Annotated in this window: 11 protein-coding genes; 6 read left to right on the plus strand and 5 right to left on the minus strand. The window is 58.1% G+C overall.

Annotation, left to right across the window (positions count from 1 at the left end; translation table 11 throughout):
* The 5 genes from sctQ (at position 1) to AC5ZFO_RS36165 (ending at position 4,541) form a co-directional block, all read left to right on the plus strand.
* Complete coding sequence (gene sctQ / locus AC5ZFO_RS36145; protein WP_282524025.1) at positions 1-1,056, plus strand: type III secretion system cytoplasmic ring protein SctQ; 1,056 nt, start codon at positions 1-3, stop codon at positions 1,054-1,056.
* Positions 1,049-1,714, plus strand: a complete 666-nt coding sequence (gene sctR, locus AC5ZFO_RS36150) for a type III secretion system export apparatus subunit SctR (protein WP_282524024.1) — start codon at positions 1,049-1,051, stop codon at positions 1,712-1,714. Before sctQ ends, sctR begins: the two co-directional genes overlap by 8 nt.
* Position 1,715: 1 nt before the next feature.
* Positions 1,716-1,991 (plus strand): EscS/YscS/HrcS family type III secretion system export apparatus protein, encoded by a 276-nt coding sequence (locus AC5ZFO_RS36155; protein WP_025038819.1) that lies wholly within the window; start codon positions 1,716-1,718, stop codon positions 1,989-1,991.
* 700 nt (positions 1,992-2,691) lie between these two features.
* On the plus strand, positions 2,692-3,507 hold the full coding sequence (gene sctT, locus AC5ZFO_RS36160; RefSeq protein ID WP_496123274.1) for a type III secretion system export apparatus subunit SctT: 816 nt from the start codon (positions 2,692-2,694) through the stop codon (positions 3,505-3,507).
* Positions 3,504-4,541: an EscU/YscU/HrcU family type III secretion system export apparatus switch protein gene (locus tag AC5ZFO_RS36165; RefSeq protein ID WP_496123275.1), complete on the plus strand. Its 1,038-nt coding sequence runs from the start codon at positions 3,504-3,506 to the stop codon at positions 4,539-4,541. The genes sctT and AC5ZFO_RS36165 overlap by 4 nt, the downstream gene beginning before the upstream one ends.
* Before the next feature lie 196 nt (positions 4,542-4,737).
* Here AC5ZFO_RS36165 and AC5ZFO_RS36170 read toward each other — a convergent pair whose 3' ends face one another.
* From AC5ZFO_RS36170 to AC5ZFO_RS36185, 4 genes are all read right to left on the minus strand, one after another.
* Positions 4,738-5,370: a CpaD family pilus assembly lipoprotein gene (locus AC5ZFO_RS36170; protein ID WP_496123276.1), complete on the minus strand. Its 633-nt coding sequence runs from the start codon at positions 5,368-5,370 to the stop codon at positions 4,738-4,740.
* 9 nt (positions 5,371-5,379) lie between these two features.
* Positions 5,380-6,828 carry a type II and III secretion system protein family protein gene (locus tag AC5ZFO_RS36175; RefSeq protein WP_496123277.1) on the minus strand — a complete coding sequence of 483 codons (1,449 nt, stop codon included), beginning with the start codon at positions 6,826-6,828 and terminating at the stop codon, positions 5,380-5,382.
* Between the two features lie 27 nt (positions 6,829-6,855).
* Positions 6,856-7,545 carry a response regulator gene (locus AC5ZFO_RS36180; protein WP_496123278.1) on the minus strand — a complete coding sequence of 230 codons (690 nt, stop codon included), beginning with the start codon at positions 7,543-7,545 and terminating at the stop codon, positions 6,856-6,858.
* Between the two features lie 1,849 nt (positions 7,546-9,394).
* Positions 9,395-9,568, minus strand: a complete 174-nt coding sequence (locus AC5ZFO_RS36185; RefSeq protein ID WP_496123279.1) for a hypothetical protein — start codon at positions 9,566-9,568, stop codon at positions 9,395-9,397.
* Positions 9,569-11,139: 1,571 nt separating this feature from the next.
* On the opposite strand from AC5ZFO_RS36185, the gene AC5ZFO_RS36190 reads away from it, so the two are divergent.
* Positions 11,140-11,559, plus strand: a complete 420-nt coding sequence (locus AC5ZFO_RS36190; protein WP_282524017.1) for a VirK family protein — start codon at positions 11,140-11,142, stop codon at positions 11,557-11,559.
* A 639-nt stretch (positions 11,560-12,198) separates the two neighbouring features.
* Here AC5ZFO_RS36190 and AC5ZFO_RS36195 read toward each other — a convergent pair.
* Complete coding sequence (locus AC5ZFO_RS36195; RefSeq protein WP_496123280.1) at positions 12,199-14,529, minus strand: hypothetical protein; 2,331 nt, start codon at positions 14,527-14,529, stop codon at positions 12,199-12,201.
* Positions 14,530-15,924 lie beyond the last annotated feature (1,395 nt).

Here is a 15,924-nt window from a genome sequence, read left to right on the forward strand (position 1 = left end):
GTGGGTGAACCCGCACTATTTCAGCCAGCGGTAAAGTTGTCGCATGGCGTGGTCTCGTGGCTCAACGAGATCGCCGCACCACGCACGGTTCTGCAGAGCCGCCTTGGCGATAAGCCGCTATCGATCCGTATAAGCCGGCTTGTTTGGCAGGCCGAGCCATATGCCATGTCGATGCTTGATTGCGTATTTTGCGCCGGAGGCGAGACCGCTGTCTTGTCCTTGCCCCGCCTTCTCGTCGAGGCGCTGATTTCAATGGTCCAGTATGGCCTTACTTTGCCTTCCGACCCAACCCGCTCGCTGCTTCTCGAACTTGTTCTGGAACCTTGGCTCGCTCGATTAGAGATCATGCTCGCGCGGAATTTGCAGCTGATCCGCATCGAAGACGCGACGGCCAAAGACCCCTATTTGGAGCTCGACGTTACTTTCGGGCCGCTGGCGGTCAAGGCCCGCCTGTTCTTGTTCGCGCCACTTGACGGTCTGGTTCCGTCTGCGTTTCGTCTGTTAGGCGAGTTGATCGGCCGATTACCGCGGGACTTAGGCAAGATTTCTTCGGAATTGCCGGTCGTGATTGCGAGAGAGATCGGCTCGCTACGGGCGCCCGTCAGGCTTCTTCGTCAAGCACAGCCCGGCGACGCGCTGCTGCCCGACGTCATTCCATTTGCCTATGGCCAGCTCATCCTCGCTGCGGACAAGTTGTGGGCGCCGGCGCAGGTCGCGGGCGACAGACTTATCCTTCGGGGACCATTCCGCCTGCAGTCCCATCCTCTAAGGTATGCAAATATGACAATACGATCCCAAGCGGAGCAATCAATCCCGCCCTCGGAAGCCGACATCGACAGTGTTGAGATCACGCTTGTGTTCGAATGCGGCCGCTGGCCCATCGCGCTGGGTACGTTGAGAAGCATCAACGAGGGGCACGTGTTCGAGCTCGGCCGTCAGCTGGACGGCCCGGTCGACATTGTCGCCAACGGTCAATTGATCGGCCGCGGCGACATCGTACGTGTCGGTGAAGCGTTGGGCATCCGGTTACGTAGCAGGTTGGCGGTCAATGGTTGACATTCAACCGAGCATCCTTGCGCTTGTTGCGGCGACCGTCGGCCTTGGCCTCTTGACGTTTGCAGTCGTCACAACGACGGCGTTCATCAAGGTTTCCGTCGTTCTCTTCCTGATCCGCAACGCGCTTGGCACTCAGTCCATACCACCGAACATCGTACTGTATGGCGCTGCATTGATCCTTACCGCGTTCATAGACGCCCCGGTATTCGAGCAAACATACAACCGCGTGACCGATATGCAACTTCGTTACCAAACCGCCGACGACTGGTTGACCGCTGCCAAGGAGGGCAGCGAGCCGCTGCGCGCCCATCTCAAGAAGTTCACCACTGAGGAGCAGCGCACGTTCTTCCTGTCGTCGACGGAACATATCTGGTCGGAGGAGATGCGCGGCAACGCAACAGCCGATGATTTTTCGATCCTCGTGCCGTCCTTTTTGATCTCGGAGCTTAAGCGTGCGTTTGAAATCGGTTTCCTTCTCTATCTTCCGTTCATCACAATTGACCTGATTGTGACGACAATTCTGATGGCCATGGGCATGTCAATGGTGTCACCAACAATGATATCCGTTCCTTTCAAGCTTTTTCTGTTCGTCACAATCGACGGCTGGTCACGGCTCATGCACGGATTGGTCTTAAGCTACGCATCTCCGGGGAGTTGACATGGACGAGGCCAGCATCCTCACCCACCTGAGCCGATCACTGGTCCTGTTCATGATCTGGGTTCTACCGCCGCTCCTGGCAGCCCTCGTGGCCGGATTGGGTATCGGCATCGTGCAGGCAGCAACCCAGCTCCAGGATCAAACCTTGCCGCTTACCGTGAAGCTCCTCGTCGTCGTCGCCGTGCTCGTTCTGTTTGCTCCGGTGCTGAGCGCGCCGCTGATCGAGCAAGCCCAGCATATCTTCACTGAGTTCCCCGCGCTCACCGCGAGGTATTAGTGCGCGGAACGCACGGCTGTCCAAGGTTTAGCTATAGCGCGCGTTTGTCGGCCTTGATTGTGAACCAGAAAAGGGCGAGTTCGTCAGCTTATCGAAAGCTCGCCTCGCTAGCATGCGACGGATAGATATCCGAACTGTCCTGTTCGGCTCCGTGAGCCTGCCGTATTCGGAGGAAGAATGACCCCATTTGGAAGTTCTATCCATTCGATTTAGGTTTTGCTTCGACGTGACGGAATTACCTGCTGAGACCTGGTCCTCGATGCATTGCCTGGCGAGTTGTCGACGCAGTGAACGGGCGAACCGCTTTGATTGCAAGCGGCCCCACGATTCTGGCGTTCTGGTGAATGAGCCTGCGAATGAAGGTGCCGCTCGAGACCGATCTCCATAGATTGCGAAATCGATGGAAGCTTTGAGGCCCTCAGATCTCCAAACCGTGCTGCGGCCGGTGAAAGCGGAAGAAGCGTGGCTTGTAGGGCCGCGCAGCGGCGCGATTTCGCCAGTGCTCTCATCGAATGGTCATACCTCTGCGCCGGATGGCTGTAGTCATATGGATGGTTGAAGCCGAAGTCATCTGCCTTGTTGGTGGCCTGTCGCTCTGCAACCGCTGGGACTCGAGATCTGCAGAGTTCTTGACGTCTCACATCATGGCGACGTGAGTGCGACGGTTGCATTGGCTGAAGGAACGACGAGCTGAGCTCAAATGGATGCTTTGTCACCCACCGAGACGGAAACTCTGATTCAGACTGCTGTCGAGTTCGTCGTTGCGGCCGGACTTGGCGCAGCCCGGGCCCTCGGCATTATGCTGGTTCTTCCGGTATTCACGCGACCGCACATTAGCGGGATTATCCGCGCAAGCGCGACGGTTGTGATTGCATTGCCTTGCTTGATGCAGATCAGGAACGGCTTACAGACACTAGATCCGGGCACCCGTATGGTTGCGGTCTCGCTCCTCGGTTTGAAGGAGATATTTATCGGCCTGCTGTTCGGTTTTCTGCTTAGTATACCACTTTGGAGCATCCAGGCCGTTGGTGACATCATTGATACCCAGCGCGGCATCTCCAGCCAGGTGGACGATCCTGCCACACGCAGTCAAACCGCCCCGATGGGGCTCTTTCTCGGGACCGCCGCGGTTACGATCTTCGTTGTATCAGGAGGTCTGCAGACCATGGTCAGATGCCTATATGGAAGTTATCTGATCTGGCCCGTGTATCAGCTGCTACCGCCCCTGACCCACCACGGGGCAATGGAGTTTATCGGGCTTCTCGACCATATCATGCATACGACCCTGGTGGTCGCCGGGCCCGTGCTGGCTCTGCTGCTTCTGATCGACGTATCCCTCATGCTGCTCGGGCGCTTTGCGCCGCAAATCAAGCTGAATGATCTCTCTCCGACCATCAAGAATGCCGCCTTTGGCATCATTATGGTCAGCTACGCCGTCTTCCTGATCGAATATATGGGAGCAGAGATCATTCGGTTCAACGGCGTGCTGGAGTGGCTCGAGAGGTTCTTGAAATGAACGACACGAGCGAAGAGAAAAACCTTCCACCAAGTCACAAGAAGCTGAGGGACGCGCGTAAGAAAGGGCAGAGCCCGCGCAGCGCCGACTTTGTGACCGCGGCAAGCGTTTGCGCTGGTTTCGGCTGCCTGTGCTTCAGGGCGGGCCCGATCGAAGACGGATGGCGCGAAGCCGTGCGGCTCACCGACAAGCTGCAGGAACAGCCCTTTAACAGTGCGGCCCGGCAGGCGTTGGTCGGATTGATGGACCTTTCTATAACAGCCGCGGCGCCCATCCTAGGTGCGGCGGTTGTTGCGGCGATTCTGGCCGGTGTCTTGGCCGGCGGCGGGCTGACGATTTCGGTTGAGCCGCTTAAACCCAGCTTTGAAAAATTGGACCCCGTCAAAGGGCTGAAGCGGATTGTCTCCCAGCGGTCGGTTGTCGAGCTTGGAAAGTCTATCGTCAAAGTTTTGGTTCTTGGCGCTACGTTCGTTTTCACTGTGCTCGCAAGTTGGAGGGCACTGGTATACTTGCCCGTTTGCGATTTGAGCTGCTTTGGTTTTGTCTTTAAAGAGCTCAAAGTGCTGATCGCGATTGCTGCCGGCGCTCTTCTGATTGGCGGCTTGGCCGATCTGCTCATTCAACGTTGGTTGTTCTTGCGCGACATGCGCATGACGCAGAGCGAAGCCAAGCGCGAGTCCAAGGAACAGGATGGTAGTCCGCAGATCAAGGGTGAACACCGCAGGCTCCGCCGGGAGTCGGCGAACGAGTCTCCGCTCGGCATCCATCGGGCGACAGTGATACTGACGGGGCGAGCGACATTGATCGGGCTGCGCTACGTTCGGGGCGAGACCGGCGTCCCGGTACTGGTGTGCCGCGGCGAGGGCGAAACGGCTTCACAGTTACTGGCACAGGCGCGCGCCCAACGTCTGAACATTGTCGAGGATCATGTGTTGGCGCGTCAGCTGATCCGAAAAGGTGCGATGGGCAAGGCCGTTCCGATGGACTGTTTCGAGAGGGTTGCAAAGGCAGTCTTTGCCGCTGGCCTAGTTTAGCGTCGTGCAAAACAGCGATGCGCTCAAATCTCTGGTCAACGACCCAACTGTCCCAGAACCTGATCTGCAAGCTGCACGATCCCAAGGAAAGGACCGAGCAAAGATTGAAATGCAGGAGGCTCGTCGGCCGATTCCGAAGACTGATATGGACAAGGATGCTAACCGACGTTCATGCTGCTCGGGTCTTACGAGCCGCTTATTGGGTTTCTGGCGCAACCTTGTTATGGGTTTGATCCTCCGAATTGCTCCTGTTGCCCGCCGACGTGGCCCCACCTGCGGTGATGGGAAGCACTGCACGATCACCACTGGTCGGCATGACAGCGCTATTGCCTAACAAGTCGCCAGGTTCATTGACCATGACCGCAAGGTTATGCCGGACTGAGCAGCCAAGGGTTGGATTGAACGAATTGTCGTTCACTGTAGGACCGACGATGGAGAGCGAGGGGCAGACCGGAGGATGGGCTTCGAAAGTGATCGCTTCGATCCTCACCCCGGAACGAGCCGGCAAATCCACACGAGAAGCGGACAGGCGGATGTTGTAGGTGGCAACGCCCATGGCGCGAGCCTCGTGGGCCACCTGTGCAATGAGTCTGGGTGGGCCGATGACATCCACATGGAGGGCATCCCGCCGGCCGCGACTGGTCGCTGCAATAAAGCTTCGCAGCCGATGCCGTTCGGGGCCACGAAGGCTCTGCAGGAACAGCACGCTACTCTTCTGCTCGACCTGGATCTCTTGGTTAGCCGGCGCGGGCTGGATCGAGGCAGTGACTGCGCAGCCCCCCAATGTTGCTCCAATAACGATCGGGTAGCACAGATGTCGCAAAGTCATTGGCCATCCTCATTCGATAATAAAGCCGGCGCTGCCGGTCAATCCTGGTGCGCTGGCGCGAGGCGCATCGCGCTCTCGCGGCGGCCGGGCCACCGTGTTCGTCAAAATCCGCCCCGCGTCTGAGGGCGGTGAGATGCGGTCGCTCGGCGCACTCATGCGGTTCGGATTCGGTCCGGGCCGCACGATGTAAGGCGTGACAATAATGACCAGCTCGGTTTCACGTTTTTGAAACGATGAGGAGCGAAAAAGCGCGCCCAGGATCGGCACATCGCCGAGCCAGGGAAACTCGCCGATATCAGTGTTGAAGTTGCGCCTGATGAGGCCGCCGATTGCAAAGCTCTGACCGCTGGCGAGCTCGACCACCGTGCTCGCCCGCCGAGTCGAGAGGGCAGGGACCGCCATGCCATTGATTTTGACTTCGCCTTCGCTCGACAATTCGCTGACTTCGGGCTTCACACGGACATTGATCTGATTATTGTTGAGAACCGTCGGAACGAACTCGAGGCTCACGCCGAACTGGCGAAACTGGACGGAAACCTGCCGGTTGTCCTGCATCACCGGAATGGGGAATTCGCCGCCGGCGAGGAAGCTTGCGGCTTCGCCGGACATGGCTGTTAGATTCGGCTCAGCCAGGATTGATGCGAGGTGCTCGCTCGCGAGAGCGTCGAGAACAGCGCTCAGGTTGGTATTGCCGGCGCTAAACCCAATCCCGATCGTGCCGCCGCCGCCGGCCGAGCCGGACCCGCCCCCTTTGCCGGTCACAAGGAAAGCGCCGTTTGGGCTCGAGGCGGTGAAGTTGATGTTGAGATCCTTGACGGCGCTGCGGGAGACTTCTGCCACCCGTACGCTGAGATTCACCTGCAATGAGCCGGCGACCTGGATCTTGTTGGCAACCAGCGCGCCCGCGCCAAGAAACTGCTCAGTGACCTTCTTGGCGGTCTCGACGACGTCGGCATTAGGCGCCGTACCGCTAAGGATCGCGCCGCGCGGAGTATAGCTGACCTGAATTGGATAGTCGCCGACCTCGGCCTTAAGCGCGGCCCGCAGATCCTCGATCGGTTGGGTGACGACAACACGCAGCTCGGCGAGAGCCTCTCCGCTGTCGTTCAGGGCAAACAAGCTCGTCCGTCCGGCCTTTTTGCCAAACACGAAAACCGTGGTGTTCGATGGCGCCTGATAATCCGCAATCGCCGGGTCGGCTATAAAAATGCTCGCAGCCGGCCCGGTCAGATGAACTGTCTTGCCCTGTGAGGAGGTAAGGTTGATCGTGCCCGTGGTGCTGCCAGGCGCCGCATGAGGCGGTTCCCCTTTGCGATCCCACTTTGTCTGAGCTGTGACAGCAAGCGGAAATAGCACAGCGAGTGCGCACAGGACGTAGCTGAAGCGGGGAAAAGCGGCATAGTGCGAGCCGCTGGCGACCATCGGCGGCTCGCCGGCGTCATTGTTAACCACGTTCAAGGGAGTGCTGCTTTCAAGTTCGATCGGCTAGGCAGCCGATGCTGCGCCGATGAGTTCGAGGGTGTAACCGACACCGCGCGCGGTCTTGATCCTCAGCGTTGCACCCGCTTGGCTCAAGTGCGTGCGTAAGCGATAAATCCCGACCTCCAGCGCATTGGTCGAGACCTCATCGTCAAATGCATACAAGCTATCTTCGAGTGATGCGCGCGGCACGGTACGGCCCGCGCGGTTGAGCAGATGTTCAAGAATGCACACTTCGCGGCGCGCAATTCTCAGTATTTGACCGCCGATCGAGACTTGTCTCGCGATCGGATCGAAATGCAGATTCCCGAATGTCACAACCGGCGCCATCATTTGCGTTGACCGTCGCAAAATAGCTCGCATGCGGGCAATGAGTTCGTCGATAGACACGGGCTTGGGCAGAAAATCATCCGCGCCCGCATTGAAGATCGCAATCCGCCGGCTAAGATCATTTAGACTGCTCATCATCATAGCCGGCATTGATCGTCCCTCGCGCCGCAACTGCTTCAGCCAGCCCAATCCGTCTCCATCGGGCAAAGCCGATTCGAGCAGGACCATGTGGTAGTTCGCGCAATCGAGCGCGGCCGCCGCCTCATCCAGCGTGCGTGTCACGTCGACGGCGAAGCCACAATTTAAGAGCGCTTCCTTCAAGTCGCGGGCAAAGTCCGCATGATGATCAACCAGGAGAATTCGCATTCATCGCCTCTCGTCCATCCTCGGCAGGACTTGAGCGTGTCACGCTGACCATGAAATTCGGCGGAACCTAGAGGCTGCCGCTTTGGCGTGAATTCGAAAAGTCGTAAACGACACGCAAGACGTTGCTGGTAGGCGACCCATGTCTGCGCGTCCATCGTCGTCGGATAGGTGGCGGCATGCGGCGGATCGCCTGCGCGGGGGGGCGCTCCTCGAAATCTCCCTTACGCCAGCCAGAGCTCTGCAATCTCTCGCGAAGCCGAGAGTCCTGGCCGCGCGTTGATGCATGCCTGCATGCACTACACGAGCGCCTGCAGTAGCGATCGTGCCAAACCGCCCGAACGAAACGAAAGCGCAGGCGAGAGCGGCTGTATTTACCGCCGAACAGACTTGCGAAACCGACATTGGAAACTCCCCAAATTCGCCTAGACCGCGGTCAGCCCTGCAGGGCTGTTGGGCCCGTAGTGTCGTCAAGTCACGACAACGCAAGTTTTCCGCGTTTAAGACGGTTCACGCGCTATGCGTCGGACGACGGAGCTGCAAAAAGCCAAGATGCGATGAAACGATCAACACGCCCATCGGCGGGTTAGACATTGTCTCGCTATCCGGTGATAATGACCAAACATGGTGTCAACCGTCTTGAAGCTCGGTTGCTTCCGAGATCTTATCCGCGCCAGCCGAGCGAAGGCTGGCAAGGAAGGACAACTTGAGCCTGGCATCGCTGTCGCGCATTGTCTGAGCTGGTGACGCCGGCTCAATTTCGTCAGACGGATTGAACGGCGCAAGAACGATCTAGTCTCAAGCTTGGACTCTGCCTGTGATCGGTACGGCGATTGCTCGCCTTGTTCTCGCGCGCTGGATCCTGGTCTCGCGGTTCGTCTTGCGCTCACAGAGCAGATTAACGATGCAAGCTCTGAATCGGAGCAGTCAAGCAGTGTCACAAGCCGTATTGGCCGAGCATTGAGGTTCTGAGACGTTCGCAATTGTCGCTACCTGTCAGGAAGAGTTCACGCGAGTGGATTCTGTCGCGGGACTGTCGGAAATCCTACAATCTGACGCTGGGTGAGATTCAAGTGCCTTTAAGGGCTCTTTGTATCGGCGCCATCAACATCGGACTCCTTGTGAGGCAATGACGACACAGTGGGGCCATGCCGTCGAGCTGTGCGAAGGTCAATCTCGCTCTGTCCAAGATCGTGAGCATTCGTCCGTCCAATCAAGCGTAGCGCCATAACGCCTTGAAGCGCGCGAAGAGGCAGTCGTTCGGCTATGGCGCCAAAGATCGGCCAATCCGATCCGCCTCATACTCGGCAATTTAGTGCGAAAATCGGGGCGGGCGCGGGACGTCGATGTGACGCGCAGGACCTAACGTCCGAAATGCACACTGCCGATCGCGCGAGCCAAGTTGGCGCGAGCCAAGTTGTTCGGCAAGGGGCTGAGGAGAGAATCGATTGCCAGAGGTCATCTTGAATGCGGTCTCCATATATCGCGATCGACTATGAGGCCTGTAGGCATGCTCGGCAAAATCGATTGTTTTGATGGAACGCATCCAGGTTACGGATCGGCTGTAATGCAATAGCGCCGTTTGCTACGGGTGAGTGAATACCTGATACGATTTGCGGCCGAAAGACCTGTTTAGTTGACCGCGCGGTTAATGCAGGCCGAGCTAGCTAAGGCAGGGGAGCGTTCAGCGGCTTAACCAAAGCCGCCGGCCAACCGTGGGGGTGGCTAACAAATTGATGCCGGGCGATGTCACAACGCATCTAAGATGCCAGAATGCTTTAACGAGCGGGCAGGGGAGAGAGGATGGTCCGGCGTCCTCCCAACCGTCGGGGGGCATCTTCCGTCGCAGCCCTCAACTGCTGTACCGCTCGATCGGCGAATTGATCGGGCCATCGATCACGCCGCCAATATGCTCGAGCTGTTGTGCGTGAGGCGGAGCTGGTGCGCCGTTCTCCAGTTCTTCCTTGGGGGTGTTTTGGTGCTTGAACGCCAACGAACCTGTCAAATGGCGCAGTCGACGGACCATCTACTCATTACTCTCGTGCTTGTAGGGATTTGCTTCGCTAGCGGTCCGGTAGCTTTCCAAATTGCCGCTCCGGGAACAGGCGCTCGGTTTCTAGGGTTGGCGTTCTGCCCAGTGAGCATATCAATCGACGTCCCATCGATGTTGTCCTGATCTTCGGCATTCATTCCAAGCCCAATGCTAATCAGCACGTCCTCGGGGGTCCAGACAGTTGGCTTCGGTACGGGGTGTGCAGCGCGTCCGCATGTTGGCGATCGCTCTCGCCCAAGGATCGCGAGAAACGGCGAGTTTTGCCGGATCCTCGACCAACGATACGAAGGGTGATGCTGTTGTCTTCCCGCGCATATGCCAGCCAGCTTGGCGCGCTCGGTCCATAGCATACCGCTCCAGAGGATCTCCAACGGAAGAATGATCCCGAGCCGTGTTGCGGACATGCGATATCGCGCTCGTGTTTTCTTCCATGCGCGGCTTGCAATCATTGTCCTGATTCTGAAAACGCCGCAGTGTGACATATGACGCCCCACCACCTCGTCGAATAGGCGGTCCCGATCGACGGGAGCTGCGGTCGCCGATGACCAATGTGCTGCTTGCTGCTCGGCAAGGTCGATCTCGTTCCGAAGCGCTTCAAGAGTGGCGCCTGTCAGTGTTGCGGCAAGCTGAGCGCGCGCTGACAAATGATGAGGCTGGATAGCGATGGGTTCCGGGGCCACGTCGTTCGGCGCAGACGAGGATCAGTCGCGGAATTTGCCGCTAAGGAGACTGCATGCGAGGTCGGGTAGACCGAATCTAAGTCGTCTATTCCAAGTCATTCAGCTGCTGCGGCATTCCGCGGATCAACATTCATATCTCTTCTCCCTTCGAGGGCCGGCTGTCGGCGTAGATTGTTGCAGGTGCAGCTTTCGAGAAGCTGACGGACCAGGAAGGAAGCCATTTAGCTTTAGCCTTTTGAGGGATGCCGAATGGATTCAGTCAGTGAAGCGAGCGGTCAGCTGGACGGAAGCCGCGCAAAGCGACGGATCAAAAGTCGGTGCCGCCTTATGCCTTCTGGTATTGCTGTTTCGACTAGGCCGAGATCGGGTGCCTTGACTGAGCTTGATCCGACCGCCGCGTCAGGTTCGCTCCACCACCTCATTGCGGAGACGTCGTCTGGGGCAGACAGTCCTTGCACAGCTATCAAGATGGACAAGCTGGCGCATGCGGCTGGTCGAAGTGTTTCCTAGATCGTCTACTTTATGCAGATGTGAGAATTGCATGCTTTCGGTCGTTGGGCCTGCAATGGAGGAGCGCGACCGATTGCCGTTTTGTGTTTTCCAAGCGGCCTACGCTCGATCAGATCGTTCTAGTCGACGTCGCGCGAGGCTAAGCCACTTCCGCAAACCTGACATACGAGGTTGTGATGTCGGAATAGCCATCACAACTACTTGCGCTTGGTTGCGACAGGATGTTTTTGTCGCAGGCGCGAGCGCGCTTGATGTGTGGAATCAGCCAAACGGTTTGCGAGCACGCAGACTTGAAAAACGAGATCTGTGGTACTTGTCGAGGGAGAAGAGCATATGAAGTTTACTGGCATAGGATTGACGATCCTGTTGTCCTTGCTTTCGGCTGCGAGCGGGAGCGCGCTGGCGAGAGCCGATGAGCCCTCGCCGAAATACACCGAGGTGCTCAATGCCCTGCAGGCCGGGAAGAATGTGAAGCTCATACTGGACATGAGCCGCTGTACCACCGCGGAGGCTGGCAAGCCTGCGTCGGCGACGCAGGCCGGTCTGGTCATCAATGCCTTCAGGGTGACCGCCCAGAACGGCATCAGCTTCGCTAATGCGCACCAAACGGTCGATAGCTCCGGACATGCCGTGACCGAGTACATCCGCCATAGCCTCAGCCGCGAAGGCAAGCTGACGGTGCGAGCCTCGAAGCTTGTCGTCGGGACCACCGAACTCGTGAACCAGGGCGAATTCATCTGCGAACTGCCGGATGGCGCAAAGTTCATCTGGTAACGGAGAGCACAGGGCAGGGGGATACGCTTCGAAAACTTGATCCTTTAATCGTGTGGACATCTTCGCAAGCCATGACGCGGATCGTTTCGATCGTCAGGAACGGCCAGAGTGTTTCTGGCCGCCTTTTCGTCGGGGGAGGCATCGAGTTGCACGAACTTGCTGCAGTTCGATCAAGGTAACTTATGAGGGCCGTCGATCTCGATTCGATCCAGTGATTGGAAGATCGGCGGTTCAGGCTATCGTGTATGGGTTGGAGCCAAGGCCTCTCAGTTGAGCGCTCCAGATTGGCTCGCCTAGGTACGTCCGCATGCTGTCCGCGGTCCTTGTGAGAGCATTGTTTCCAACCCGATCAAGCGGCGCCCGCGATGATGACGCGCGACCCTTGCCCACCCCACGATGCGCTCGTATCTTGCATCCCGCGTCTTTTGGGGGTCCTTTCACCGGAAACTTCCGTGCTGCCGAATGCGGCCACAACGTGATTGAACCATCCCGCTTTAGATCAGGCTCGGCCTCGCCGTTGTGAGGTTTGCTCGCCGCTTAAACTGTCTTTCGGACGCAATTCTAATTTCTCTGAAAGCAAACGATCCGACGTGGTTTCGGGAGCTTGAGCAGCTGCCCGAGGTGCCGAAAGCACCTCGTTCAGCCAATTTGCGGCCGATGAAAGAGAAGAACGCGGCCACCGGGTAGGCTTTCGGCCGTGTAGGGCTGACTGTGGATCAGAAAACGGGTCATTGGGACCTCCTGGCTTGGCAGAAGGCCCAGGTTTTGGAGCATGTCGATCACGAGAGGCGAAGCCTCTTGGGGGCCGTGCCTCCAGTCGTCGCCGAACAACTCTCCGAGTTCAGGCACTTGCGGGGACGGTTGATGGCCCGATCCCGGTGCGGCAGACGGCAGTGGAATGTTTGGCGCCGGCGCCAAAGGGGCGTCCTTTCGCAATTCGAACGAGGAGAGCGGACTAAACCCAGGTGCAAGGCCGCCGTAGGCATGCGGGGGAGCCGTCGGCGTTACAAGCACAGCTTCACCCGGCAAAGCGAGCCTTGGGTGATGAATGAGTTGAACGTCGTTGGATCCTCTCGGTCCCAACACGGCCGTGTAGCGATCGCCGCCAATCTCATAGTTCATGACCGGACGTTCTCCATTAGGCAAGAAGTCCCACTTGCCCAACGTGGAAAGCAACATTTCGGGGGCCAACTGGGTGCCATGCGAAAAATCCTTGGGCACGGCGAACGAAACATCAAACGTATCGCCGATAGCAGGAGACCGCAGATGGATGAGCTGAACATCATTGCGCCCACGCGGTCCTAGCACGGCCGTATAGCGTTCACCGTGAATGTCGTAGGTCTTTACCCGCTGTGCTGCATCCGGCAACAGACCCCAGCGGCTGAGCCTGGAGCGCATCATATCCGGCGCGGCCTGGGTGCCATGGGAGAAATCCTCGGGAACGGCCAAAGAGGCATCAAAGCTCTCTTCGGCTGCGGTGGACATTGGATCATGTGTTGCCGGGGTCGCACCATCTTGATGCATCATCCTCCAAAAGTCCTCTTCAGAGGCGGGATTCTGCGACCGTGAGCTGGGCTGCCAGATCACGGCATCGAAAGGATCCGCTCGGCCGACGCTTTGGGGGGGCGACCCCATTGTTGTCCATAACTTGGACGCATCCAGATTGACAGCAGGCGCAGACCCGTCTCGATCCGCGGCATCGAAAAGCTCTTCCTGGGCGACACTTTGCGCGGGCGAGTGGGTCACTGAACTCGTGGTTGGCCAAAGCACGGGTGCATCGAAGGGCGCGGCTGGCAGTAGGCGCTCGCGATCCGCGGCATCGAAAAGCTCTTCCTGGGCGACACTTTGCACGGGCGAGTGGGTGACTGAACGCGTGGTTGGCCAAAGCACTGGTGCATCGAAGGATGTCGCTGGCAGCAGGCCCTCGCGATCCGCGGCATCGAAAGGCGCTTCCTGAGCAAAACTCTGCACGGGCGAGGGGGCGGCGGCACGCATTCCCCGCCAAAGTATCGGCGCATCGAAGCTGGCACGTGGAGGCACTTCGCTTCGGCGCACAGCGTCGAAAAGCACATCCTGGGCGACACGTTGCACGGGAGAATGAAGGGTTAAACCCGTTCCCTCCCAAACCCGCGTAGCATTGAAACCGTGGGCCGGCAATGAGCCGCCTTGGTCCGCAGCGTTCCCCAAAGGCTGCTCATGATCGAAAAGCTGCACGGGCAAATCGGCGTCCGGCTGTATTGGCTGGCGCGAGTTGCCTCCGTCAGCCCCCGTATTGTCCTGCCCGGCGATCCGGCGGTAGTCACTCAGCCTGTTCAACGAGGAGATGAGTTTCTTGTCCTTCGGAAACAAAGCGTCGGCATGGCCGAGCAGCGCTTTGTGACTGAGCTTAGCAACTGACAAAGGTCTCAGTGCTGCCGCTAGCTTCCGAAGACTGCTAGCATAATTTGCGGCGGTTTTTGCTTCGATTACTCGACCAAAGCCCGCCTCGGTGGCCTTTCTGATGAGGCTCGCGTCTTCCTTGGACGGACGATAATGTGTTGTGAGGGCCGGAGCGCTGTCGCTGGGCTCGCGGTACCTACTAACCATTGACAATGCAGGGGCGATGACCTTGTCTTTTGGCAGTAGCTTCTTGGAGCGGTCGAGCAACGTATCGTCATCGAGCTCAGCAATCGACTGACCAGACTGCTTCAGCGCCTCAGCCAATTTGCGAAGCCGACGGTCGTAAATTTCGATGGTGGTCGCATTCGGCGGTGGCCCTCGGTCAAGGGCAGCACCAGACGCTGCTTGGATGAGGCGATCGTCTTCTTCGGTGATGTCATAAAGATCGCTATGGGGATATAGCGGGCCGAGCTGTCGCACCTCTCCCAAGTGTTGCTCAAACGCCGCTTGCGGTTGTTGCGGCTGCTCCACGGTGGTATCTGACGCAGCGGAATCTTTATCGGCTGGGTTGATCGCGTTGTATCGGTCCATGGTGCAGTCCACTGGCATCGCTTCCTCGTTCTTTCGCTACTCACGTTAGCTTTCCAAAACCTGACGTGGCCGGGCGGAAAGATAGAATGAATGATGGCGGGCAAGTGCCTTTCCAACCTCACGACAAGTGCGGCGAATGCAAAGACGGTACAGCTTTCGGCTGAAACTCTGATTGTCCAAGTGCAGTACGCGGCCAGCCCCCACTGGCCAGTCGGACCGGAGTGTTATAGATGGCGCGAACGCTGATTTCGATTTTTCCGAGCGTCGGAAAAGACAAATGCGCAGCCTCTACCCTCAGCCTTTTGTCCCTGACTTTGTATGGATTCGATGCGCTAGCGGTCCGATAGTCAGCTAGATTCCCGCCCAGAAACAGTACCTCGCGCTCCTCAGTTGGGGTATCGCTCACCCATGCCAGATTGGGTTCATCATTCTCAGTCCCGTCCTCAAGAATACTGACGATCTTCGGCCGTCCAAATGGTGACCCTCGGCACCGTGTAGCTGTGCAGCTCATTCGCGTTTCCGCGATTGCTTTGGCGCCATACTCGTTGTCGTCGTCCGGCGAAAGGAGCAGTTGTAGGGCCTCCTCGGACAGTAATACAAAAGGCGAAGAACTGGTATCGCCCCTCATGTGCTCTGCCGCTGCGCGACCCAGATCAAGTCGTTGGCCTCCCCAGATATTCCAGGGGGCGGCGTCGTAACGCAAAGCCGCCATGGAACGCAAATGGGCCATCGCGCTTTGACGGTCCAACCCATGTGCTTGCAATGGCTGGCGTGGTCTTGAAAGCGCTGCAGCTCCGCGTACGAAGATGTCACCACGTCGTCGTAGAGGCGGCCACTATCGACGCCGTCGGCCGACGGCCCAGTCGCTCTTGACCATTGTGCTAACCTTTGCGCAGCGAGTTCGATTTCCGCAATATTCGCGCAGGTCAGCGTTGCGGCAAGCTGAGCGCGCGTTCTCACAAAGGATGCAGCTGCGCACCGTTCGTTCTCCTGGATAGCCTGCGCTCTCTTATTGCCATCCGTTGCAGTCCGGGGCGATCCAGCCCCGGGTGAAGCTGATGTTGGGAGGATTGGCTGTGGTTCTCTACGCCGCTGATCAAAGTCTGCTTGCGCTGTCTCTTCCTGTCGCGGCTCGACGTAATTCATCTGAGCCGCGCATGGTTGACGTTGTCAATTGGGTCCATTCCCGTCTCCCTTTGGGCCTCTGTCGATATCATTCGGACAAAGTTGATCCGATAAGGATCAGCGACAGAGGCGCGCGCGAATGTCTAAAACTGGATTGGATCTGGTTCTCGAACGGGTCGGTATGTTGAGGGCATACGGTGCGCCCCGACGGCGCGTATTACCAGTGGAGGAAGGATCCACCCAGAGAGTTGTCGATTGATCTGGTAGCTG

This window comes from Bradyrhizobium sp. Unk1, assembly GCF_059512345.1.

Excerpts from the sequence above, each read along its gene's own strand:
- AC5ZFO_RS36195 (WP_496123280.1), bottom strand. The coding sequence starts at position 14,529 with ATGGACCGATACAACGCGATCAACCCAGCCGATAAAGATTCCGCTGCG.
- AC5ZFO_RS36185 (WP_496123279.1), bottom strand. The coding sequence starts at position 9,568 with ATGGTCCGTCGACTGCGCCATTTGACAGGTTCGTTGGCGTTCAAGCAC.
- sctR (WP_282524024.1), top strand. The coding sequence starts at position 1,049 with ATGGTTGACATTCAACCGAGCATCCTTGCGCTTGTTGCGGCGACCGTC.
- AC5ZFO_RS36155 (WP_025038819.1), top strand. The coding sequence starts at position 1,716 with ATGGACGAGGCCAGCATCCTCACCCACCTGAGCCGATCACTGGTCCTG.
- AC5ZFO_RS36170 (WP_496123276.1), bottom strand. The coding sequence starts at position 5,370 with ATGACTTTGCGACATCTGTGCTACCCGATCGTTATTGGAGCAACATTG.
- AC5ZFO_RS36180 (WP_496123278.1), bottom strand. The coding sequence starts at position 7,545 with ATGCGAATTCTCCTGGTTGATCATCATGCGGACTTTGCCCGCGACTTG.
- sctT (WP_496123274.1), top strand. The coding sequence starts at position 2,692 with ATGGATGCTTTGTCACCCACCGAGACGGAAACTCTGATTCAGACTGCT.
- AC5ZFO_RS36165 (WP_496123275.1), top strand. The coding sequence starts at position 3,504 with ATGAACGACACGAGCGAAGAGAAAAACCTTCCACCAAGTCACAAGAAG.